This window comes from Corynebacterium pseudotuberculosis (genome assembly GCF_002155265.1).
Taxonomy (GTDB): domain Bacteria; phylum Actinomycetota; class Actinomycetes; order Mycobacteriales; family Mycobacteriaceae; genus Corynebacterium; species Corynebacterium pseudotuberculosis.
On record NZ_CP021251.1, the window covers coordinates 270,558 to 293,343 of the forward strand.

At 54.7% G+C, this 22,786-nt stretch carries 21 protein-coding genes; 18 read left to right on the forward strand and 3 right to left on the reverse strand.

What is annotated here, in order from left to right:
- Positions 1-10: 10 nt before the first annotated feature.
- Positions 11-1,717, reverse strand: coding sequence for a long-chain-fatty-acid--CoA ligase (locus CpATCC19410_RS01325; protein ID WP_013241115.1), 1,707 nt, complete (start codon positions 1,715-1,717; stop codon positions 11-13).
- Between the two features lie 327 nt (positions 1,718-2,044).
- On the opposite strand from CpATCC19410_RS01325, the gene mshA reads away from it, so the two are divergent.
- The 4 genes from mshA to CpATCC19410_RS01345 all read left to right on the forward strand — a co-directional run bounded on the left by mshA (position 2,045) and on the right by CpATCC19410_RS01345 (position 6,132).
- Positions 2,045-3,307 carry a D-inositol-3-phosphate glycosyltransferase gene (gene mshA, locus CpATCC19410_RS01330; protein WP_014522335.1) on the forward strand — a complete coding sequence of 421 codons (1,263 nt, stop codon included), beginning with the start codon at positions 2,045-2,047 and terminating at the stop codon, positions 3,305-3,307.
- 123 nt (positions 3,308-3,430) lie between these two features.
- A complete protein-coding gene (locus CpATCC19410_RS01335; RefSeq protein WP_013241117.1) occupies positions 3,431-4,177 on the forward strand; it encodes a phosphoglyceromutase in 747 nt (248 codons plus the stop codon).
- Between the two features lie 20 nt (positions 4,178-4,197).
- Positions 4,198-5,436, forward strand: a complete 1,239-nt coding sequence (locus CpATCC19410_RS01340; protein WP_014300431.1) for a sensor histidine kinase — start codon at positions 4,198-4,200, stop codon at positions 5,434-5,436.
- Complete coding sequence (locus CpATCC19410_RS01345; protein ID WP_013241119.1) at positions 5,437-6,132, forward strand: response regulator transcription factor; 696 nt, start codon at positions 5,437-5,439, stop codon at positions 6,130-6,132.
- Here the strand turns inward: CpATCC19410_RS01345 and CpATCC19410_RS01350 are convergent.
- Positions 6,129-7,061, reverse strand: coding sequence for a DUF3109 family protein (locus tag CpATCC19410_RS01350; RefSeq protein WP_013241120.1), 933 nt, complete (start codon positions 7,059-7,061; stop codon positions 6,129-6,131). The two genes, CpATCC19410_RS01345 and CpATCC19410_RS01350, sit on opposite strands and share 4 nt — an antisense overlap.
- 32 nt (positions 7,062-7,093) lie before the next feature.
- On the opposite strand from CpATCC19410_RS01350, the gene CpATCC19410_RS01355 reads away from it, so the two are divergent.
- The 7 genes from CpATCC19410_RS01355 to CpATCC19410_RS01390 all read left to right on the forward strand — a co-directional run bounded on the left by CpATCC19410_RS01355 (position 7,094) and on the right by CpATCC19410_RS01390 (position 12,735).
- Entirely contained in the window at positions 7,094-8,050 is a 957-nt protein-coding gene (locus CpATCC19410_RS01355; RefSeq protein WP_077176862.1) for a Ppx/GppA family phosphatase, read from the forward strand.
- A 5-nt stretch (positions 8,051-8,055) separates the two neighbouring features.
- Entirely contained in the window at positions 8,056-9,162 is a 1,107-nt protein-coding gene (locus CpATCC19410_RS01360) for an Rv0497 family membrane protein (protein ID WP_014400959.1), read from the forward strand.
- A 97-nt stretch (positions 9,163-9,259) separates the two neighbouring features.
- Entirely contained in the window at positions 9,260-10,063 is an 804-nt protein-coding gene (gene proC, locus CpATCC19410_RS01365) for a pyrroline-5-carboxylate reductase (protein ID WP_013241123.1), read from the forward strand.
- Between the two features lie 286 nt (positions 10,064-10,349).
- A complete protein-coding gene (locus tag CpATCC19410_RS01375) occupies positions 10,350-10,541 on the forward strand; it encodes a helix-turn-helix domain-containing protein (protein ID WP_013241124.1) in 192 nt (63 codons plus the stop codon).
- 311 nt (positions 10,542-10,852) lie between these two features.
- Positions 10,853-10,954: a 30S ribosomal protein bS22 gene (locus tag CpATCC19410_RS01380; protein ID WP_003402602.1), complete on the forward strand. Its 102-nt coding sequence runs from the start codon at positions 10,853-10,855 to the stop codon at positions 10,952-10,954.
- A gap of 82 nt (positions 10,955-11,036) precedes the next feature.
- Entirely contained in the window at positions 11,037-11,918 is an 882-nt protein-coding gene (locus CpATCC19410_RS01385; RefSeq protein WP_013241125.1) for a DsbA family protein, read from the forward strand.
- A complete protein-coding gene (locus tag CpATCC19410_RS01390) occupies positions 11,911-12,735 on the forward strand; it encodes a cytochrome c biogenesis CcdA family protein (protein WP_014300437.1) in 825 nt (274 codons plus the stop codon). The genes CpATCC19410_RS01385 and CpATCC19410_RS01390 overlap by 8 nt, the downstream gene beginning before the upstream one ends.
- Here CpATCC19410_RS01390 and CpATCC19410_RS01395 read toward each other — a convergent pair.
- Positions 12,732-13,775, reverse strand: coding sequence for an HAD-IB family hydrolase (locus tag CpATCC19410_RS01395; protein WP_013241127.1), 1,044 nt, complete (start codon positions 13,773-13,775; stop codon positions 12,732-12,734). The two genes, CpATCC19410_RS01390 and CpATCC19410_RS01395, sit on opposite strands and share 4 nt — an antisense overlap.
- A 93-nt stretch (positions 13,776-13,868) precedes the next feature.
- On the opposite strand from CpATCC19410_RS01395, the gene CpATCC19410_RS01400 reads away from it, so the two are divergent.
- The 7 genes from CpATCC19410_RS01400 to CpATCC19410_RS01430 all read left to right on the forward strand — a co-directional run bounded on the left by CpATCC19410_RS01400 (position 13,869) and on the right by CpATCC19410_RS01430 (position 22,751).
- Positions 13,869-14,123, forward strand: coding sequence for a glutaredoxin family protein (locus tag CpATCC19410_RS01400; RefSeq protein ID WP_013241128.1), 255 nt, complete (start codon positions 13,869-13,871; stop codon positions 14,121-14,123).
- Between the two features lie 162 nt (positions 14,124-14,285).
- Positions 14,286-15,650: a glutamyl-tRNA reductase gene (locus tag CpATCC19410_RS01405; RefSeq protein ID WP_014522103.1), complete on the forward strand. Its 1,365-nt coding sequence runs from the start codon at positions 14,286-14,288 to the stop codon at positions 15,648-15,650.
- Between the two features lie 2 nt (positions 15,651-15,652).
- Complete coding sequence (hemC, locus tag CpATCC19410_RS01410; protein ID WP_014400962.1) at positions 15,653-16,543, forward strand: hydroxymethylbilane synthase; 891 nt, start codon at positions 15,653-15,655, stop codon at positions 16,541-16,543.
- Between the two features lie 253 nt (positions 16,544-16,796).
- Positions 16,797-18,485 carry a bifunctional uroporphyrinogen-III C-methyltransferase/uroporphyrinogen-III synthase gene (locus CpATCC19410_RS01415; RefSeq protein ID WP_013241131.1) on the forward strand — a complete coding sequence of 563 codons (1,689 nt, stop codon included), beginning with the start codon at positions 16,797-16,799 and terminating at the stop codon, positions 18,483-18,485.
- A gap of 46 nt (positions 18,486-18,531) precedes the next feature.
- Positions 18,532-19,539, forward strand: a complete 1,008-nt coding sequence (gene hemB, locus CpATCC19410_RS01420) for a porphobilinogen synthase (protein ID WP_014400964.1) — start codon at positions 18,532-18,534, stop codon at positions 19,537-19,539.
- 7 nt (positions 19,540-19,546) lie between these two features.
- Complete coding sequence (locus CpATCC19410_RS01425) at positions 19,547-20,128, forward strand: hypothetical protein (RefSeq protein ID WP_013241133.1); 582 nt, start codon at positions 19,547-19,549, stop codon at positions 20,126-20,128.
- A complete protein-coding gene (locus tag CpATCC19410_RS01430) occupies positions 20,115-22,751 on the forward strand; it encodes a heavy metal translocating P-type ATPase (RefSeq protein ID WP_014300440.1) in 2,637 nt (878 codons plus the stop codon). Before CpATCC19410_RS01425 ends, CpATCC19410_RS01430 begins: the two co-directional genes overlap by 14 nt.
- Positions 22,752-22,786 lie beyond the last annotated feature (35 nt).

Genomic DNA, 22,786 nt, shown 5'->3' on the forward strand with positions numbered 1-22,786 from the left:
GTAGTTTCTGTTACTTTTTAAGCTTCCGAATTAGTTCTGCCTGTACCTCACGGCGGCGGATCTTCCCTAGCTGATCCTTGGCAAGCTCTTCAAAGTGATAGAAGGTGCGCGGAACTTTGTAGCGAGTGAGGTTCTCACGGCAATAATCTTTGAGCCCCTCAGGGTCAAGAGCTGCGCCTTCATTGAGGGTGATTGCGGCGACAACAGACTCAGAACCATCACTACGCGGAAGACCCACTACGGCGGCGTCGAGGACGTCAGGATGCTGCCGGAGAACGTCTTCCACTTCCGCCGGATATACGTTAAATCCTCCGGTAATGATGACTTCCTTGATGCGGGCAACCAGGCGGATAAAACCATCTTCTTCCATGATGCCGACGTCGCCCGTGCGGTACCAATCATTGTGGAAGCTGTTTGCGGTGGCCTCGGGTTGGTTGAGGTAACCGGCGAACACCTGGGGGCCACGAACAAGAATTTCGCCTTCTTGCCCGTCGGGCATCGTCTCATCGAGGTTTTCAGGGTTAGCAATCCGAACTTCAGTGTCAGGGAATGGGATTCCTACATACCCGGGACGACGGTCTGAAGTCATGGGGTTGCCGACGATAACGGGGGAAGTCTCTGTGAGGCCATAGCCCTCCACGAGGAGGCCACTAGTGAGTTTTTCCCAGTATGCAACGGTATCCACGGGCAAGGCGGAGGCGCCGGAGAAAGAATTACGAACGCTGGATATGGATATACCGGATTTCTCGGCGGCTTCGGCGATCTTTTGGTACAAGGTGGGAACCCCGGGAACCCAGGTGACGGGTTCTTTCTTCATGGTTTTCATGATGAGTGGGATCTGTGGGGCAGGAAGCAACACCATCTCTCCGCCGATATAAATCGCCAGGTTGAGGACGATGGTAACACCGTAGGCGTGGAACATTGGGATGGCTCCGAGGAGGCGTTCATCTTGGTCTCCTAATCCCTGGATCCAGGCCTTTCCTTGTAGAAGGTTGGCAAAGAGGCCGCCGTGGGTAAGCTGAGCCCCCTTGGGGGCTCCCGTAGTGCCAGAGGTGTAGAGAATGAGGGCTACGGAGGCTTTGGTTACTTCGGGGCAAGAGACGATGTCTTCACCCTGGCCTCCAAGTGCACTACCAGTGAGGATCTGCCATGGGATGGTATTTGGCGCTGGTGCGGTAAGGGCATCGCGCTTTTTCATCAAGGTGGGGATAGGCAGCTTGAGTGCATATTTTTGCAGTGGAGGCATCGCATCGATCATGTTGACAGAGACGATGGTTTCTAGGGGGGTGGTGCGTCGCAGCTTCTCCAGAGTAGGGGCGGCTTTATCCCATACAATGGCCACTCGTGCGCCATGGTCAGTGAAGGGCGCTTCAAGTTCATGTGCCGTGTAGAGAGGATTATGCTCAACGACGATCGCCCCAAGCTTGAGTACCGCATAATGAGCGGCGACGTGCTGGGGGCAGTTGGGCAGACAGATGGCTACCCGGTCTCCAGCGCGGACGCCGAGAGCTCGAAGGCCTGCAGCCGCGCTGCGTACCTGCTTATCCAGTTCCGCATAGCTTTGACGTTTCCCAAAGAAATAGGTGGCTGGCTTGTCTGCGTTGATGGCCAAGTTATTGTCATAAATATCAAGGAGAGTGGTGTCTCCGTAATCAAGGCTGTGAGGTGTCCAGCTTGGGTAGTACTGCAGCCATGCTTTGGTCTCAAATGCTGACATGGTATTCCTTCGAGGTTGAATTAACTTTACGCACCGGTAAGTTTTAATACGAGCATAGCCTCATGTTTGAGTGCTGAGGGAATCTATAAGCTGGCGATTTTGGAAAAGTTATGGATTTGTGAGGCGAAGAGGGGTGTCGCTGCCTGGGTAAAATATGGTTAAAACAAATGGCTGGGGTCACGATAGCGCCTATCTGGTGACACCCCCGCATGTCACATGAGAAAGTGATTTAAACAATACAAAATGGCGTAAGGAGACAGGGCAAGGCATTCATATCTTGCCAACAAAACAAAACACGGATGCCCTTCTCCTCTTAGAATGGCGTATATGCGTATAGCCATGATTTCGATGCATACATCTCCGCTGCAACAGCCGGGTAGCGGCGATGCCGGTGGGATGAACGTCTATGTTTTATCGATGGCGAGGGAGCTTGCGCGTCGTGGCCTGGAAGTAGATGTTTTTACACGAGCGACGCGCCTTAGTCACGGTGAGACCGTCGATGTAGAGCCGGGGCTTCGGGTCATTAATATCGTGGCGGGCCCCTATGAGGGGCTGTCCAAGGAGGAGCTGCCCACCCAACTGGCAGCATTCGCGGGCGGGATAGTGCAGTTTGTTAAGTGCAATGCGCTGGCCTATGACGTAGTCCATAGTCATTATTGGCTGTCCGGACAGGTGGGGTGGCTTCTGCGTGATCTTTGGGAAATTCCGCTGGTTCACACCTCTCACACGCTGGCAGCGGTGAAAAATTTCCATAGCTCAACCTCGGACATGCGAGAGTCGGAGGCCCGCAGAATCTGTGAGCAGCAACTGGTGGATAATGCGGATATTTTAGTGGTAAATACTCCTGAGGAAACTAGTGACCTTGTCCATCATTACGATGCGTTGCCGGATAAGGTGGCGGTGATCGCGCCGGGCACAGACATTTCCCTCTTTACGCCGGGCACGCAACGCAATACGGAGGTCTCCCGACGCTGCCTGGGAATCCCCTTGCATATCAAGGTCATTGCTTTTGTGGGGAGACTGCAGGAGTTTAAGGGTCCACAGGTGCTGCTCGCTGCTGTGGCGGAACTGCTACGCCGCGATCCTGACCGTGAGCTTAGGGTTATCTTTTGCGGAGGTCCTTCTGGCGCCGCGGCTACTGTCGAGCACTACATTGAACTAAGCCGGCGTTTGGGGCTGGGTAAGCAGGTGAGGTTCCTTGATCCGCGTCCCCCAGAGGAATTGGTTTCCATCTACCAGGCGGCGGATATTGTTGCGGTCCCCTCTTATAACGAGTCTTTTGGTCTTGTTGCCATGGAAGCACAGGCAAGCGGCACACCAGTGGTTGCGGCACGGGTGGGGGGTCTGTCCATCGCCGTATCCGACGGGGAGACCGGATTGCTTGTCGACGGCCACGCGCCGGAAGCATGGGCCGATGCTTTGGCACAGCTGCTGGACGATGACGCATTGCGGATCCAGATGGGGGAGGATGCCGTTGGGCATGCAGCGAACTTTACGTGGGCCGCCTCTGCGGAAAAGCTAGAGGAGGTATACGAGGCTGCACTCGACATTGATGTTGATGAATGCAAAGAGCGCCATGCGGAAGGCTAAAGGATAAGGTTGCCTGAAGTACGCTTTTCGCCGTACGAAAGCCCGTTCGGGCATAAATGTAAACAATCCCACATTTTAGTGTGGTAGCTGCCAGTGAGAAATTTTCGTGGCAAACTGAGCATTATGACTATCGGAAAACTGATTCTTCTCCGCCACGGACAAAGCGAGTGGAACGCCTCCAACCAGTTCACGGGTTGGGTGGACGTTAACCTTACTGAGCAAGGCGAGGCCGAGGCCAAGCGCGGCGGCGAGATGCTGAAGCAACAAGATGTTTTGCCAACTGTTGTTTATACTTCTCTTCTTCGTCGCGCAATCCGCACCGCCAACATCGCACTCAACGCGGCGGATCGTCATTGGATCCCGGTCGTGCGCGATTGGCGCCTCAACGAGCGTCACTATGGTGCGTTGCAGGGTCTGAACAAGGCTGAGACCAAGGATAAGTATGGCGCAGATCAGTTCATGGAATGGCGCCGTTCTTACGGCACCCCTCCTCCGGAGTTGGAAGACTCAAGTGAGTTTTCTCAGGCAAACGACCCCCGCTACGCCGATCTGTCTCAGGTTCCTCGCACGGAATGCCTCAAGGACGTTGTAGAACGTTTTGTGCCTTATTTTGAAGAGGAAATTTTGCCACGGGCGAAAAAGGGCGAGACTGTCCTCATCGCAGCGCATGGTAATTCCTTGCGTGCATTGGTCAAACACCTTGACAATATCTCGGATGCAGATATCGCGGAGCTGAATATTCCTACCGGAATTCCGCTGGTATACGAGCTGGACCAGGAAGGAAAGGTTCTTAACCCGGGTGGTACCTACCTTGATCCAGAGGCAGCGGCAGCAGGAGCTGCGGCAGTTGCTGCGCAAGGCGGCAAATAACAGGTTACGATGGTGGGCTAGTGAACGTTTTACTAGCTTTCGTATTGGGCGCGGCTCTCATGGGCCTCGCCCTACCCGCGTTTAAATGGGTTCAAGGTCGGTCTGGGCGCTACCGTCGGGCGCTTGCAGGTGCCCATGCTAATCAGGTGACCACCGTAGGCCAGATGCTGCACTTGGCCGTGCAAGGATCACCCACGGGCGTTACCGTGGTGGATCGCACTGGCAGCGTCCTGTTGTCTAATGCGCGTGCGCATGACATGGGGATTGTGCATGAAAGAACCTTGAACCCTGATATTTGGGCGCTTTCCCAAGAGGTTTTTGAAGACCGAGAGACCCATTCCCTGGAGCTGGCTATTGCCGATAGGCGTACGCGTATCACGTCTGTGCGGGCGATGGTGAAACCTCTGACGTTGGTAGATGACCGATACGTGATCGTCTTTAGCACTGATGAATCGGAAAATCAGCGCATGGAGGCCGCCCGAAGGGACTTTGTGGCCAATGTTTCCCATGAGTTGAAAACTCCTGTAGGAGGCATGGCCCTACTGGCGGAAGCGATAACGCAGGGCTCGGATGACCAAGAGCAGGTTGAGTACTTTGGCAAGCGTCTGCAAAAAGAGGCGCACCGGCTCGCAGACATGATCAATGAGCTGATCTCACTGTCCAAGCTGCAGGGGGCTGAGGCGTTGCCTGATCTGCAGCCGGTTGCGGTGGACGAGATTATTGATGAGGCCCTGAGCCGGAACTATCTTGCCGCCGAAAATGCCGGCATCGAGCTAACGCGAGGGAAGAAGTGCGGCGTTGAGGTAATGGGGGATAGAAGCCTTTTGGTCACGGCGGTGTCCAACCTCATCAGCAATGCGATTAATTATTCTCCGAATGCAATGCCAGTATCGGTGACTACCAAAGTGCTTTTTGACGAGCTCGTGCTCATCCGCGTCATCGACAGCGGCATTGGTATCTCCCCGGAGAATCAGGGCAGAGTTTTTGAACGGTTCTTCCGGGTAGACAAGGCGCGGTCGCGCTCTACCGGAGGAACCGGCTTGGGGCTGGCGATTGTTAAACACGTTGCTGCTAATCACGGGGGTGACGTGAAACTGTGGTCCCGACCAGGGACCGGATCGACGTTTACCATTGACTTGCCGATCTATCACCCCGAGGAACCTGCCCCCGTAGATTCCGTTGATACAGAATCGGATTCAGATTTGTTGCTTTACCCCAGTGCATCTCGTGGGGACTCTCGCCGAAAGGACAAGGCTTAAATGATTACTATTCTTCTGGTCGAAGATGAAGAGTCCCTTGCTGATCCACTGGCGTTTTTATTGCGCAAGGAAGGCTTTGAGGTAGTTGTTGCTGGCGACGGTCCCACTGCCCTCGTGGAATTTGAAAAGAATGACATCGACATCGTTTTATTAGACCTCATGCTTCCTGGCATGTCGGGTACCGATGTGTGCAAGCGGTTACGCAAAGTATCAAGCGTTCCAGTGATCATGGTGACCGCCCGCGATTCTGAGATAGACAAAGTAGTAGGACTAGAACTCGGCGCAGACGATTATGTGACCAAGCCTTATTCAGCGCGAGAACTCATTGCGCGAATCCGTGCAGTTTTAAGACGCGGCGGCGAACCGCAAGTAGCAGATTATGAGGAGGAAGGCGACGACATCCTCGGAGGTGGCCGCGTGCGAATGGACGTAGAACGCCATACCGTTACCGTGGCAGGAGAAAATATTTCTATGCCGCTGAAAGAGTTCGACCTGTTGGAATACCTCATGCGTAACTCTGGGCGAGTCCTCACTAGGGGCCAACTTATCGACCGCATCTGGGGTGCAGATTACGTAGGAGACACCAAGACCCTGGACGTCCATGTCAAACGCCTGCGCTCCAAGATTGAAGAAGAGCCTTCTTCCCCTAAACACCTGGTTACAGTGCGAGGATTGGGTTACAAGTTTGAAGACTAAGACTCGGTTTGTGGGCGAGCAGCAGCCACACTAGCTGGATGCGGGCTAAAAATACTTGAGGGAACGCCGTTGCTTCGGGCGTTATCTCGAGTACGACATATGTGCGCTAAAAACTCGTATGAGGAGTCTCCCATGAGCGCTCTGAGCTCCGATTCATGAGTAACCCATAACGGATCGGCATTCTCGTGGCACCCCGGCGCAGTGGTGCAGTACCAATCAAAGTCCTCGCCGCCGTTGCCCCACCCGCGTCGCTCGTATTCTGTGATGGTGGTGCGCAGGATCTCTACGCCGTCGGCACGCTCTTCATATGCTTCAAGTCTGCGTAATGGAAGTTGCCAACATACTTCTGGTTTGACCACTGTGAGGTCTTGGCCGGCATCGAGCGCCCATTGGTGGATAGCGCAGCCAGTGCCGGTGGCCCAGCCCTCACGGTTAGCAAAAATGCACGCGCCATCGACCACCGTGGTTTTCAGTGCTGGTTCCGGTTCGCCGTTGTCGTCGTCTAGCTCATCCCACACCAACCACGGCTCTAGCTCTGCGGGATCGTCGGCGGAGAGGAATGCGTCCGTCTCTTCTGGGCGCAGCTGCCAGTAACGCGCAGGCATTTGTGTCACGGCATGTAGCAGCTGTTCGCGGTCCTCGTCGTCGGAGAGGAATGCCCCGTGCCCGCAGCAGCCTACGGAGGGGAGAGAGGCGTCGATGCCCTTGCATGATTCAGTGCCAAAGGCACAGGAATATGTGGATTCGATCCAGGTGAGATCGATGCTGAATTGGTGCGTAGGATCTTCCGGGTTGGTGAACTCAAACCATTGGCGCGGAAAATCTGGCGGTAATTCATCGCCGCGTCGGATCGAGTCTGCAGCCGGAGAGAACTCGGGGAAACCAAGGTGCACTGGAGCAGATTCGGGAGTGGTTTTGGGGTCATTCACAGTGGACAGGCTATACGGTCTACCCTGGAGTAGTGCGATTAGGTGTATTGGACGTGGGAAGCAACACAGTTCACTTGGTAGCGGTGGACGCCCAACAGGGTGGCCGTCCGACTCCGATGAGTGACTGGAAAACAACCTTAAAGCTGGTGGGTTATCTAGATAAAAAGGGGGCCATTACCGCCGCTGGTGTGGACAAACTTGTGGACTCGGTGGCGGAAGCTGCTGCGTTGGCCCAGCAGCTTGGGTGTGAAGAGCTTATGCCTTTTGCTACTTCGGCGGTGCGCTCAGCAACTAACTCTGATGAGGTGCTTGCGGAGGTTGCTAGGCATACAGGGATTAACCTTGAGGTACTCTCCGGCACAGACGAAGCAAAATTGACCTTCCTTGCCGTGCGACGCTGGTACGGATGGTCTGCCGGGCGGATTATCAACCTAGATATCGGCGGCGGATCGTTAGAAATGTCTACGGGGGAGAACGAGAACCCGGATGCGGCTTTCTCTCTGGACCTTGGCGCCGCTCGACTTACCCACGATTGGTTTGATACAGATTCTCCAGAGCGTAGGAAGATTAATCTTCTGCGTGACTTTATTGACGCTGAGTTGGTTGAAAGCGCAAAAATTCTTAGGACCTACGGCGAGGCGCGTCTGGCGGTAGGAACCTCTAAAACCTTCCGTACCTTGGGCCGACTCACTGGCGCGTCGCCTTCTCCCGCTGGGCTCTTTATCAAACGCGAACTTAGCGCTCCTGGCCTGCGGCAACTCATTGCTTTTATCTCTAGGATGACGGCCGCGGATCGTGCGGAATTGGAAGGCGTGAGCGCGAATAGGTCGCAGCAGATTGTAGCGGGAGCACTTGTTGCAGAAGCCGCCATGAGAGCGCTAGGAATTGAACATTTAGAAATTTGCCCATGGGCACTCCGTGAGGGCGTCATACTTCGGCGTATGGAACAGGGTATTGTGCCAAAGGAAACCCCTTTAGGAGAGAAGTAGGAGAGATGAGCGAGAAACAACTCACCGTTGCGGAACTACTGGCGCGTTCCGGTAAAAACGGCGGTAGCTCCGAAACTTCGCGACGTCGACGCCGCAACCTGGAAGATGGTGGCATTTCCGTTGCGGAGTTGACGGGCAGCATCCCCAAGGTGAACTCTAAGCCCACGGAGTCGAAGCACTCCAGCCAGCCTATAGACGTCCCTGCTGCCGCTGCCGCGTCGTCGAATACTCGAGAATCCGATAGCGCTGCGCAAGGTCCTCACTCACATCCTGAATCTTTTGTGGATTCTGCCTCCGCTGCTCCGTTCGCGGATGCGTTTCCTACTACTTCCCGCACCCAGGCACTCAAGCGTGATGCTGCCTTTACCGCGGTAAAAGAACAGGCAGAGAAGACTCAAGAGCGACAAGCCGCCGATAAGGCTGAAGAGCTGCTTGCTGCCGATAGCGCTGAGACTTCTACTACACCAGAAAATACTGCGGCAGCGATTCCCAGCAAGGAACAGACCATCGTTCTTAGCGTTGTGGATGAGAAGGACCCGGTTCGCCTGACCACTGATTTTTTCCCTGCCGTATCGCAGAACTCTCAACGTGAAGAAGTTCAGGTTGCGGCTGATTCCCTTGGTATGCCAGCCGTGGCTTCTGCCGAGCCCACAGACGCTCCCTCCTCGGAGACCCTCAACGCTGCTGAAGAGACCAGCACGTTCGCGGTGGTGGAGGACGAGGAGCCTTATGGCAGAGAAGATGATTATGAAGCCTACGAGGACTACGCGGCCTACGAGGAGTACGAAGACTACGAAGGCGCGGAAGAATTTAATGATGAGTACGACGACTATGACGAATACTACGAGGAGGACGAGGAGGAGCGAGTCTCTGCCATGGGGGTAATCCTCATGGCTTTGGCAGGAATCGTACTCGGCGTTGTTATTTTCCTCGGTTTCCAACAGCTCTGGGGTGCCCTGGGCAAAGCGATCGTGGCAGTGCTGGCTGTGGCGGTGACTGGAGCTATCGTGGGCGTGGTCCATGCGTTGCGTACTGAGCGGGATCGTGAATCCATGATTCTGGCAGGCGTTGCTGGTTTGATCATGACGTTTGGCCCTTTGCTCTTGTCTTAATCCCTGTAGAGAGGCTGTTCAAGGGCCGGCGGAGAGTAATCTTCCGCTGGCCCTTCGCTTTTGCTGTTGGCGTGATGAGCGTGGCAGAGTGGTCGCCATGACTTCAATTGCAGTGATTGGCGGCGGAAAGATCGGCGAAGCCCTTATCTCAGGGCTTATTGCCGCGGGTATGAACCCTAAAAATATCAACGTCACCAACAGGAACGCAGAGCACGGTCAGGCTCTTAAAGAAAAGTATGGCGTTGTATCTTTTACGGAGAACATCCCTGCCGTTGATGAGGTTGACGTTGTGTTTTTATGCGTCAAACCAAAGCAGATTATTAAGGTGGTCGAGGAGATCGCAGATGCGGTTGATAATAACTCCAACACCACCGTGGTATCTATGGCGGCGGGTGTAAATACAGCTGCCATCGAAGAAATTTTGGCAGCGGGATCGCCCGTGATTCGTGTTATGCCTAACACTCCGATGCTGGTGGGTAAAGGAAATTCTGCGGTCGCCCCTGGTCGTTTTGCTGATCAATCCGCGGTGGAACAGGTGCGCAAGCTACTTGAGACCGTGGGTAACGTCACGTTAATAGAAGAGTCTGATTTGGATGCTGTTGTAGCACTATCGGGTTCCTCACCAGCCTATCTATTTCTCTTTGCCGAGGCGCTTATCGACGCCGGCGTGAACCTGGGGCTGAACCGAGAGCAGTCAAAGGAACTGGCAGTCAATGCGTTCTATGGCGCGGCTGCAATGCTCAAGGAGACTGGGGAAGAGCCTGCACAATTGCGGGCCAACGTCTGTTCGCCAGCAGGCACCACGATTGCGGCTATCCGGGAGATGGAGGAAAGCGGCTTGCGTGGGATGGTGTATCGTGCGGCCGAAGCTGCCGCGAAGAGAAACGGTGAGCTTGGGTAATTTGTTAAAAGCTAAAGGGGTAGAAGAAAACTTCTACCCCTTTAGCTTTCCCCTTTTTATTGAACCTGTACTTGAGGGTTGAGACTTTAGTGTTTTCTCTGTGACCAGTTGTTTCTACTGAGAAGGCGAAGGTATTTGCGTGACTTATGTTGCGTGTGGGGAAATAAATTAACAGGTGGGTCGCAAGTGCCACACGTTTCACGCTAAGCTTTGTTAAGCACGTGCATGTTCGTTCTGTAGGAGGGGAAGCCTGCAGCGCGCGACTTGCTGAAGGGTTAGATAAATTATGGCTAGAGAAGATAATGGGACTTTTTTAACAGTCGCCGAGGTCGCGGAGATTATGCGCGTATCTAAGATGACCGTTTATCGGTTGGTTCACTCTGGTGAACTTCCGGCGGTTCGCGTGGGACGTAGCTTCCGCGTGCATGAAAAGGCTGTTAATGAGTACCTGGATGCCTCCTACTACGACGTGGGATAAGCATCTTTAGAGCTTTACCGAGGGGCAGTTCCCACCAGTATTTCTGGGGTGACTGCCCCTCGTTATTTTTGTGACTCATGGGGGCGTTTTTGGTCTCTGGTGTGAGCGTCGGTATTATTGTGACCATTCGTGTCAGACAACAGCCCCAACCGGCGGTTGCCGCATGTCTAATGAAGGTCACTGCCTTTGAGGACAAGTAGTAACCCTGCGCGGGCGGATGTGCACTTCGGCCGCGTATGCATTGCAAAAGAGACCGTGGGGCTTCTGGCAGGGAAGTACGTACACCGATCAATAAAGCGAGGGAAACCGTTATGGGTTCTGTCATCAAGAAGCGCCGCAAGCGCATGTCCAAGAAGAAGCACCGCAAGTTGCTGCGCCGTACTCGCGTTCAGCGTAGAAAGCTCGGTAAATAAAGCATTCACCGCCCAGGGATTACCCTGGGCGGTTTTGTTATGGTGGAACAAGGTTTTTCATAACAAAAGGAGCCCTAACTTTATGTTCTCAATAAAGCGTCCAGCGGTGTTGGCACTGCTTATCGTTATCCTTCTCATCGTGGGTATTGGTGCTTATACCTTGGGTCGTGGTTCTGCTGCGAAAGATGGAGATACCTCTGCAAATAGCGCCGGATCCTCACAAGGGGCAGGGCCTTCCTTGCCGCCAGGCTTTACTGGTAAGACCGGTTCCTCACGGGTGTCGCCTGGAACAAAAACCGATGGGCCTGTTGCGCTGGCAAATGGTTCTTATGACGCGATGATCTACGGCCCCGGAAAAGAACTGAAATCAGCCGAAGATATCCTTAACGTGCATCGTCGAAACGCAAAGGATCCTTTTGCGTTAGGCGCTCTGGATGCGCCAGTAGTGATCTCGGAATTCTCTGATTTTGAGTGCCCCTTCTGCGCAAAGTGGTCTAATGAGACTGAGCCGACGATTATCAAGGAATACGTGGAAAAGGGATTTGTCCGCATTGAGTGGAATGATCTTCCGATCAACGGCCCCGATGCTGTTTCGGCTGCTAAGGCGGGACGAGCTGCTGCCGCTCAGGGTAAATTCAATGAGTTCCGCAGCGCGCTTTTCCAAGCTAGTAAAACGATCAAGGGGCATCCTGAAAATAAATTGACCAACTTTGAGGAGTTCGCTCGGGAGGCAGGTGTGAAAGACATGGCACGCTTTAGTCGAGAAGCCTCAGATGCTACGTATGACTCCGTGGTCGATAAGGCTCGTGAATACGCCGGCTCTTTGGGGATCAACGGAACTCCCGGCTTTGTTGTGGGTACCCAGTACGTCTCTGGTGCGCAGCCCACTGAGGTCTTTATCCGCGCTATTGAAGCGGAACTAGCTAAGGTCGCGGATGGAAAGGTCGCCGTTCCTAGTGTCTGATATTGGATTACTTGGCGCATTCCTCGGCGGGATTCTGGCGCTGCTTAGCCCGTGTTCTGCGTTACTGCTTCCGGCGTTCTTTGCCTACGCATTCCAGCGTTCGTCGCAGATCATGGCACGGACGGGTGTGTTCTTCCTTGGGCTAGCGGCGGTGCTAGTGCCAGTGGGTACCGCGGCAGGCCGCCTTGGAGGGTTTCTGGCGCTGCACCGTGAAACCTTGATTATTGGCGGCGGAATCGTGATTGTTGCCCTGGGTATTTTTACCTTTTTTGGCGGCGGGATAACTCTCCCAGGTCTGTCAGGATTGGCGGGTCGGGTGCGCGGACGGGGATGGCTTTCTGTCTTTTTACTAGGCGCGGCTTATGGCTTTTCGGGATTCTGCGCTGGCCCATTGCTAGGGGCGGTGCTTACCACGGCCGTTGTAAGCGCCTCCAGTGCGTATGGGGCGCTCGTCTTAGGCTGCTATGCCTTGGGGATGGTTGTTCCCCTGGTGGTCTTGGCGCTGTTCTGGGAACGCATTCCGCATGGGGCGCTCGGAGGCAAGGTTGTTCATATAGGCCGGTTAAAACTGAATACTATGTCGATGATCTCTGGCGTGATTTTTGTGATCATCGGATTAGTTTTTATTTTCACACATGCTACGACTGGACTACCGGGGCTGCTTGGCATTGAGACTCAGTCCAAAATTCAAGCATGGGCACTCGACGTAGCAGCTAACGTGAGCAATCTAACGTCTGTATTGATAGCGCTAGGAATTATTGCGGTCGGACTCGTGATCTATATTCTTCGGACCCCGGAGAAAGGGAAACGAGATTAGCGTCGCCACGCTTTCCAGCCGCCGAGGCTGAAAGCCGCCGTGATCAGCGCGGGCAGGCCGTAGGTTCGCATGGCTTTGCGCAGGCTGCGGTAGTCGTGCATCTCCCAGCCGTGTTGTTTGGCTACCTTAGCCAGCGGACGGTCTGGGTTGATGGCCACTGCGGTGCCCACCATGGAGAGCATCGGCACATCATTGACGGAGTCGGAGTACGCGGTGCACCGGCTCAGATCGAGTCGCTCAATGGTTGCAAGTGCCGCAACTGCATGTAATTTGCCGGGGCCATGCAGAATATCGCCGACCAGTCTTCCGGTGAAAACACCGTCTTTGACTTCAGCGACAGTGCCCAAAGCTCCGGTAAAGCCAAGTCGCTTGGCCAGCGATTGAGCCAGCTGCACGGGAGTGGCACTCACAAGCCACACTTGCTGGCCCGCGGCAATATGTTGATCCGCGAGGGATTTGGTCCCCGGCCAGAGCTTTTCGCTCATATTATTGCCCACGATTTCTTCGCAGAGCTCCACAAGCTCGTCCACACGGCGGCCTTTAATAAACTCAAGCGCCTGTTTGCGCCCTTCTGCCACGTCTGCTGCGTTTTCTGCGCCAGTGACCCGGAATTTGATCTGTTTCCACGCGACAGGAAGGATCTCGCTGAGCTTAAAGTAACGTTTTTTGGCCAACCCCAAGGCAAAGACAACCAGAGACGAACCTTGAATCAAGGTGTTATCGATGTCAAAGAATGCGGCAGCGCCGAGGTCTTGGGGTATGTCTGGGTCTGGACTAGTGACATGGGTAGCGCCGGCAGCTTCGAATGATCCTGATACGGACTCTAACCCAGAAGTGTACTGGTCGAGCTCAATCCCGTAGATTTCAGCGGCGGCGAGTGCTGCAGCGGCTTCTCCAGCTTCGCGCTGTGCTTGGGCGTCGATAGGGGGTAGAGCGTGTTCCTCAAAGAAACGGCGGAGGTTGCCACGGGAGGTGGACCAGCCGGCCAAGAATTCTTGTGGGGTTTGGGGCCACGTGGGATCGGGTTGGGAGATGCTCACGGCTGAAGATCGGGCCTTTCGACAGAGTAGAGCTTTAAGAGTAGTCTCAGTCCATCGTAGTGTCGAACAGCAAAAAAGGCTGGTGATCTCTTTGTGTCTGGTGTAGCAAGCGCACGCGAAGTAGAGCTTATGACTCGTAAGACGTGTGGCTCATGCCAACGGGTGGCTGAACAGATCATTCCTGTGGTCGCTGCAGCTGGAGCGAAGTTAAGCATTGTCGACGTAGATATGGATCGCTTGTTAGCCGCTGAGTACGGCGATAGGGTTCCCGTCGTGGTTATCGATGGTGAGGAGTTTGCCTGTTGGGAAGTGGACAATGAGGAACTTGCTGCAGAGCTCGCTAGTTAGTCCATGCTTTCTTGTGACTTCCTTAACGCTTGACTAGCGTTGATGCATCAGAGGGGCGAAGGAACAGTCAATCTAAAGATTGATAGCGTTGCCTTTCTAGCTAAGATTTAAAGAAACCGATCAAATGATCCAGGTAGACGGTGTGAAAGCGGTGGTTTGTCCGTGAGTGTGCTGGTTGTTGGGATGTCTCACCGGTCGGCTCCAGTGACGCTCCTGGAACGGCTGAGCATGAATGACGAGGTGCGTTCCCAGACGGCTACGGATCTTATTGCTCGTCCCTCGTTGACTGAGGCGATGATCATATCTACCTGTAATCGCCTAGAGGTCTATGCGATGACATCTAGTTTTCATACGGGTGTCAATGACGTGGTGGAAGTGCTGCATGCCGTGAGTGGCGTAGATATGGATACCCTTCGGGGGTATCTCTACGTGCGTTATGCGGATGCTGCTGCGGAGCACATGATGGTGGTGGCTTCGGGCATGGACTCGATGGTTACCGGAGAGCAACAGATCATCGGACAGGTGCGTACGGCGTATCAGCAGGCTATCGAGTCGGGGACCGTGGGCCCGGCCCTGCATGGTTTGGTGCAGGCGTCCTTGCACACGGGGAAGCGCGTGCACACTGAGACAGACATAGATGATGCCGGCGCTTCCATGGTTTCCTTTGCCCTTGATCAAGCAATGTCCGGGGCTGGTCTGAGTGACCTACGCGGTAAAAAAGCGCTTGTCCTTGGCGCAGGAGCTATGGCTTCTTTGGCCGCTACCCATCTGGGTAGGCTAGGTATAGAGGGGATTATCTTTTCTAACCGGACCCGCAATAGGGCAGAACGGCTGGCTGAGCATTCCCGTGAGGCCGGGGTGCCCGCGGAAGTCGTCGATTTTGCATCACGAGGAAATGCCCTGAGTGGGGTGCATATTGCGATCTCTGCGACAGGCGCCCATACCTACACGATTTCAGCTCAAGACGTGCCGGAAAAACACTTAGGGCTGATATTTGTTGATCTTTCCATGCCTCGAGATATCAACGATGACGTTGCGGAAATCGCGGGAGTGCAGCTGGTCAATATAGAGAAGCTGCATGAAGCCAAGGCGGAGGGGAAAGACGCTGATGAGGCTGCCCACAAGATTGTTGCGGAAGAGCTCAGCGCATACACCTCCGCGCAGCGGGTTCGAGATGTGGCGCCAGCGGTATCGGCGTTACGTCGACACGCTTCTGGCTTGATAACCACCGAACTGGAACGTTTGAAAACTCGCACACCGAGCATGGGCGAAGAAGATTTTGAAGAAGTGCAGCGCACGATACGCCGGGTTGTGGATAAACTCCTGCATCAGCCGACGGTTCGGGTAAAAGAACTCGCGGCAAGCTCTGGGGCGGTTTCCTATGAGACGGCTCTGCAAGATCTTTTCGGCCTCCCAGTAGAAGCAAAGAGCGTAAAGCTTGGCGTGCGTGACTTACCCGATGCTGAGGTCGTAGCCCTGGGGGTTAGCGATGCCAACAAGATTATCCGAGCCATCAAGGAAGACTGACCATGACTTTTACTATCGGTACGCGCGGCAGCCTTTTAGCTACCACCCAATCGGGGCATGTGCGAGACGCCCTAATCTCTCAGGGGTATTCGGCGGAATTGAGTATTGTCACCACACCCGGTGACGTAAATATGGCCCCTGTGGAACGCATCGGAGTGGGCGTTTTTACTCAAGCACTGCGTGACGTGCTTGTTAAAGGCGGCTGCGATATCGCTGTACATTCTTTTAAGGACTTGCCTACGCAGCGCGACCCACGTTTTCACTTAATAGTTCCGGAGCGTGCCGACGCCCGCGATTGCCTTGTAGCCCGAGACGGCCTGACATTGGCGGAGCTGCCTCAGGGGGCGCGTATTGGTACGGGAGCGCCTCGAAGAATCTCACAGATCAAAGCTTTGCGCCCTGATGTGGAATGCGTACCGTTGCGTGGCAACATCGATACCCGGATGGGCAAGGTTTTTTCCGGAGAACTTGATGCGGTGGTTCTCGCTTATGCGGGTCTTTCTCGTGTGGGCCGTGGCGACGAGGCCACAGAGGTGTTTAATCCGGAGCGCTTCCTTCCCGCGCCTGCGCAAGGAGCTCTAGCTATCGAATGCCGCGTTGATGACGCTGCTGCTGTTGCGGCGATCAATGCAATCCGAAACGCAGAGGATGAGACCTGCGCGCTCGCTGAACGTGTAGTGCTCAACCGGTTAGAAGCGGGATGCACGGCACCCGTGGCCGCCCATTCTGTCATCATCGAGCAAGAGCTCCAGGTCACGGGAGCCGTTATCTCTCTTGACGGGAGCAAGGTCTTTCGCGCCACGATGACGGGGGGACTGTCTGAGGCTGTGGCTATTGGAGAAAAAGTTGCGGCAAAACTTATTCAGGATGGTGCCGCTGAGTTGCTGTCCTGAGACACTTGTTCCCTCCCATTTTGGGCAATAACCGAGTCAAGTAGCCTACGGCAGTATTCTGCTGGTTTTTATTAAACGCCTTGCTCAATTATCCTCAAAGGTCGTTGTATTACCACACGCTTGACGTCGCTCGATCACGAGGCCCCTCTTAGTGATCTATAGCGGCGTGAATTTGTGTTTAGCAGTTCCTCTTATTTTCGCCCATTCCACAACTCGGAGCTTTTATGGCTCCTAGAAATACGGATACTTGTTCATGAGTTCGACTCCGCAACCCACCCCGGTAACCCCTGCACCGGAGGGAAAAGTGATCTTTGTAGGAGCAGGACCAGGAAACCCTGATCTGCTCACCGTTCGCGCCCGCGAAGTTCTCAGCCATACCGCTTTTGCCGTAGTAGATGCAGAAGTTCTACCGGGGGTTCGCTCAGTGGTTGCACGTGAACTCGATGTGCCGATGGATAAAGTTCAGGCGGCTGAGGAAGAATACGAGCGGCTGTGCGCGGAAGCAAAAGAAGCTGGTGCGCGCCGTAAACCGCAGCGCCCGGACGCCCCGACTGCCGCTGAGATTACAGAAGTAGACGACGACGTTCCTGTAGTAGAGGTAGTGGAAAAGCTTAAGGAGCTTTTGTCCAGCGGGGAAGACGTTATTCGCCTGGTGCAGGGAAACCCCTTGTCATGTGACCGAACCCTGGAAGAAATTTCTGCGGTCAAGCAGGCCGGACTGGAGTTCCACGTGGTTCCCGGCATGTCCTTGCCGGCGACCGTTCCTGCTTTTGCGGGTATCGCTCTGGGCTCTTCTTATACAGAAACCGATGTAACTGGGGAAGACGTAGATTGGGAACAGCTTGCTGCAGCACCTCAGCCGCTGGTTTTGCAGGCAACTAAAGAGGATCTGCCTACAATAGCCGCAGAGTTAAAATCTCGTGGGATAGAGGCATCGACCCCGGTGACGGTGACAGCTCGCGGGACAACACGCTTGCAAAGAAGTTTTGATATTAGTTTGGGCGCCCTGCACAAGTTGGACGGGGACCTCGCCGGAACCCTCGTGGTTACTTTAGGCAAAGCAGCGGATGAACGTACCAAGTATTCTTGGTGGGAGAACCGTTCGCTCTTTGGTTGGAGAGTGCTGGTCCCCCGTGCAAAAGAACAAGCCGGATCAATGAGTGCATTGTTGGCTGCTCAGGGGGCAATCCCGCAAGAAGTTCCCACAATCTCTGTGGAGCCGCCACGTAATCCTGCGCAAATGGAGAAGGCCGTTAAAGGGATCGTGGAAGGCCGCTACCAATGGGTGATTTTTACCAGCGTCAACGCAGTGAAATCCGTGAGAGAGAAAATCGGTTCCTTCGGACTCGATGCTCGTGCCTTTGCTGGCGTGCGCATTGGAGCGGTAGGAACAAAAACTGCTAAGGCCATCCGTGAGCTTGGAATCACGCCGGAGTTGCTCCCTCCGAGAAATCGGCAAAACGCTGCAGGTTTAGTGTCAGTGTTCCCGGAGTATGTGGAAGACCTTGATCCAGTCGGACGGGTCCTCTTGCCCCGGGCGGATATTGCAACGGACGTCCTGGTGGAAGGCTTAGAAGGCCTTGGCTGGGAGGTCGACGATGTGGTGGCGTATCGCACGGTACGGGCCGCCCCGCCGAGTGCAGAAGTGCGCGACATGATTAAAAGTGGCGGTTTTGACGCTGTGTGCTTTACCTCTGCATCCACGGTAAAAAATCTGGTGGGCATTGCTGGGAAACCACATCAGCGCACAATCATTGCATGCATTGGTCCGATGGCGGCGGCAGCGGCAAAAGAATTAGGCCTGCGGGTGGACGTGATCCCCGAGGTAGCGGATGTTCCTCACTTGATTAATGGTCTTGCTACCCACGTGGCACAACTGCGCGCAGCTGGCCAGCTGCCGCCTCCTAGGAAGAAGCGGCGCGCCCGAAAAAATCGCGAGTAACGTTGTTACGGCGTTAGCCCCAACAATCTGGAAGAAGGCATTATTTATGAGCAACGCAGATCTCCACCTTATTCGTCGCCCACGCAGGCTCCGAAGTACGCCAGTTATGCGCGAATTAGTGGCAGAGACGACGCTTCGTCCCGCCGACCTGATTCTTCCTATGTTTGTCGCAGACGGGATAGCTGAGCCACGCGAAATTTCTTCTATGCCCGGCGTATACCAGCACACTATTCCCTCCTTAATCGAGGCCGTTAGAGAAGCTATTTCCGTAGGGATTAAGTGCATTGACCTCTTCGGAGTGCCTCTCGACGCCGACAAGGACGCACAGGGTTCTCAATCTTGGGCACCAGACGGAATCCTCAACCGTGGCATTAGAGCGTTACGCCAAGAGTTTGGCAATGATGTGATCATCATGGCAGACACGTGTCTTGATGAGTTCACAGATCATGGGCACTGCGGCGTACTCGACACTGATCGCTTCGGCGAGGCAGTTGTGGATAACGATGCCACTATCCCGTTGTATCAAAAGATGGCGGTGGCGCAAGCGGAGGCAGGCGCGCACATGGTAAGCCCCTCCGGCATGATGGATGGGCAGATTTTGGCAATCCGCGACGCCCTCGATGCTCATGGCTTCCAAGACGTAGCCATTATGGCGTATTCCGCTAAGTATGCTTCGGCCTTCTACGGCCCATTCCGTGACGCAGTGGGTTCTTCTTTGGACGGCGACCGTAGAACATACCAGCAGGATCCGGCTAATTGTAGGGAATCACTGATGGAAGTCGACCTAGATATTGAGGAGGGCGCGGACTTTGTTATGGTCAAACCAGCCATGCCTTACCTCGATGTCCTAGCAGAGGTAGCCTCAACATCGTCCGTGCCTGTCGCCGCGTATCAGGTATCAGGCGAATATGCCATGTTGCATGCGGCTGCCCGTAATAACTGGCTCGATCTGGAACGTGTGATGATGGAATCGTTGATTTCTATCAAACGCGCTGGGGCAGACCAGATTCTTACTTACTTTGCCGTCGACGCGGCGAAAAAACTACAGCACTAGGGAAACAATGACCAACCACCAACAGCGACTCGAGCGATCACCATCTCAACAGACCACTCCCAACGCTAAGCGGGAGCGTCCCGACGCGATTCGCTGGGCGGTGCGCGCGTGGATTTTTGCCATCTGTGTGGAGGTAGTCCACCAGATCATCAATATCATTGTTGGTTTTGCCAACAAGCCAGAGTTGATCTCTAGGCTCAAAGACTCGATGAAGGATGAGAATCTTTCTCCAGAGATCATGAACGTGGCAGCAAGCTTGAGTATTGTTCTGGCAGGACTTTTCGCCTTTATCATGCTGGGAATTATTGCGTGGTTGGCTGCGCTTCTTTATAAAAGCAACAAATCCGCGACCCTAGCGCGCCGCATTCTTACATATTTTTCTATTTATTTTGGCGTGCGGTTGGTGACAGTCTTTCTGCTGACGCCAAGCTCGCCGTCTGTCCCCGTCGCAGTGTATGCCGTTGACGGTTGCATCCAGATCGGTATGGGCGTTGCTGCCATCGTCGCGCTCATTTTTAAGATGCGGCCCGAAAGCCTGATTTGGACTGGCGAGTGGGAGACATCGAGGGGGAAGAATGGGCGCGCCTAGCGGTAGTCGAGACTCTCAAGAGGGCGGTGTTCCTGCACGTCCTCTGGGAACTCAGGAAGGGCTTGCCGACGCCATTGAAAAGGCGAAGCGGGCTGCTGCACAGGCTGGCATTAACACAGGAGCTTTCCACGCAATCGATCCGGAAGAAGTCGCTGCTGCTGCTATCCACGCAGGGAAGACCTCTTTTGCGTTTGAGTTAAAGGGACTGACCAGCGCTTCCTCAGTCGCGGAAGTGGAGGAGGCCCTAGGAGAGTTGGAAGGGGTGGAAGCAAAAATTGTTTACCCTTCCTCGATGGCCTGGGTGAGCGCAAGTCGCACTATTGACCCGATGATGTTTGTGGATGTATTCCAGAGATTCGGTATTAGCGCAACACTTACTGACTCGTCGTTGCGGCGTCGGCTTGCCTGGTCCGACGTTGAGGAAGGGCGGTATAAGCGTTCGCGACGCCGCGATCGTAGGGTCAGCCGCTTTGGCTCGCGCGTGGATGAGGAGGAACGTCGCTTTGAGCTAGCTCGCAGGGCAGGCTTCTTGGAACGCCGCGAGGATGTCTCGCGTAAAGAGCCCAGCACTGCTGTTCTCTTCACCGCCCGCTCGCTGATGACCAAAACGCGTCTATTTACCAGCGCGCTTTTTACAATTCCTGTCGTAGCCATCAGCTACTCCAGAGACCTCCAGTTTGATGGCTGGCAGTGGGTTTTGGCTGTGCTTTCTATCCCCGTCGTGTTTTATGGCGCGTGGCCTTTTCACAGGGCGACGCTGGGCGGAGCTCGCCGTGGTATGTCGGCGTTGGATAGTGCCTCGTCGGTAGCAATCCTGTTGGCCTGGCTGTGGTCGTTGAGCATGGTGTTATTTACCGCTGTGGGCGACCCAGGGTATCGGGCGCGGCCAAAGTGGGTAGCGATCGACCCTACGATTTTTGAGTCTGGCGCGCTCTTTTTCGACGTAGCCTGCGGAATGACTCTGATCCTTCTTGCAGGAAAACTCGCTGCCCGAAGAGCTCGCAGCAGTCTCCAAGATGATCTTCTTAAATACAAGCCCAATCCCGCTTCTACGGTCACGGTGGTGTCTAAAAAACGGAAGTCGGGAGCTGTAGGAAAAGAAGATAAGGCGATCCAAAAACTGAACGTGGGGGATGACGTCATCGTTCCTGCTGGGGAGCTTGTTCCTGTCGACGGCATAGTGGTCGGCGGCGGAGGAACCCTGGACGGTACGGCTTTGGGCATCGGCTCATTTGACGTAAAAGTAAACGATCGGGTCTACGCAGGGTGTATCAACGGCAGTAAAAACCTGAAGGTGCGTGTATTGCAGACTGGGCATAGGACCTGGTTGGCTGCCATAAATCGGTGGGTGGTAGACGCTAATGTGCACCAGAATCGTTCGGATGCCATAGCCACCAAAGCAGCCTCGATGCTTGTTCCAGTGTCCTTTGTTATTGCGGCTACGGATTTTGCACTGTGGGCCTTGATCACCAATAACCTGAACCAGGCGTTTGCTACGGGTCTTGCAGTGCTAGGGTGCGTGGCCCCGGCAGCGCTGGCAACCTCTGCATCGCTGGCTATGCGGCAGGGCATCGAAGGCGCTGCCCGCCGTGGAACGCTCATTAAATCGGGCGAAACTCTGCGCAACGTTGACGAGGTAGATACGGTTATTTTCAATCGCGTGGGCGCTATTTCACGCCCTGAGATGTCTGTAGAAACAGTTACTGCGGACCGTGGGGAAAATCCTGATCTGGTGCTTCGGGTTGCTGGCGCATTAGCCATGGAAAGTGGGCATCCGGTATCCCGCGCTCTGGTGCGCGCGGCACGGGAAGCTCGAGATGCTTCTACCGATGATTCAATTCCTGGTTGGATTGAAGTCAGCCACTCGGAGGTGGACGAGGAAGGAAGCTTCCGCGGACACGTGGAGTTGCCCGTAGTCAATAGCGATGGCGAGGAAGAATTGCGGAGCGTGGAAGCCGTATTATGGCGTCCGCGTAACCTTTCTGACCTGCATGGTCGTTTGGCCGCCGCCGCGGTTTCTGGCAGTAGTCCGTTGGTTGTGCGTTGGAAAAACAAAGATCGTGGTGTGATCACGCTGTACAACGGCGCCAAAGACGATGCCGTGGATGCCGTGGATGCGCTTGAGGCGATGGGGTTGGAAACGATGATGCTTAGCCGGGATACGTACCCGGTGGCGCGTCGATACGGCGATATGGTCGGAGTATCCCATGTGTTGGCTGGCGTGCAGCCTGGGCGGAAACCTCAGACAGTTCGATCTGTGCGCTCTCATGGGGCGAATATCGCTATGGTCGGCGATGAATCGGTGGAGGAATGTTATCGGGTTGCCAACGTTGGCATTATGATTAGCGCGATGTCGGGGCCCCAGGGGGCGCTTGCGCTTGAGCACCCCGCAGCAGACGTGGTCATGCTCAAACCAGATGTGGCGCCTATCCCTCGCTTGTTCCATTTTGCACGTCGCCTGAATCGTAGGATTCGGGGAAACCTGATCTTTGCGTGGACGTATAATCTGCTGGCTATTGTGGCGGCGGTAGCGGGAGTACTGCATCCTATGATCGCTCCTCTTCTGATGTTAGGGTCGAGCGTGATCATCGAGGTTCGCTCTCATTGGCTGCGTAGCATGTAGGTAGCCGAAGGCTACTGCCGACGCTGGATAATGGA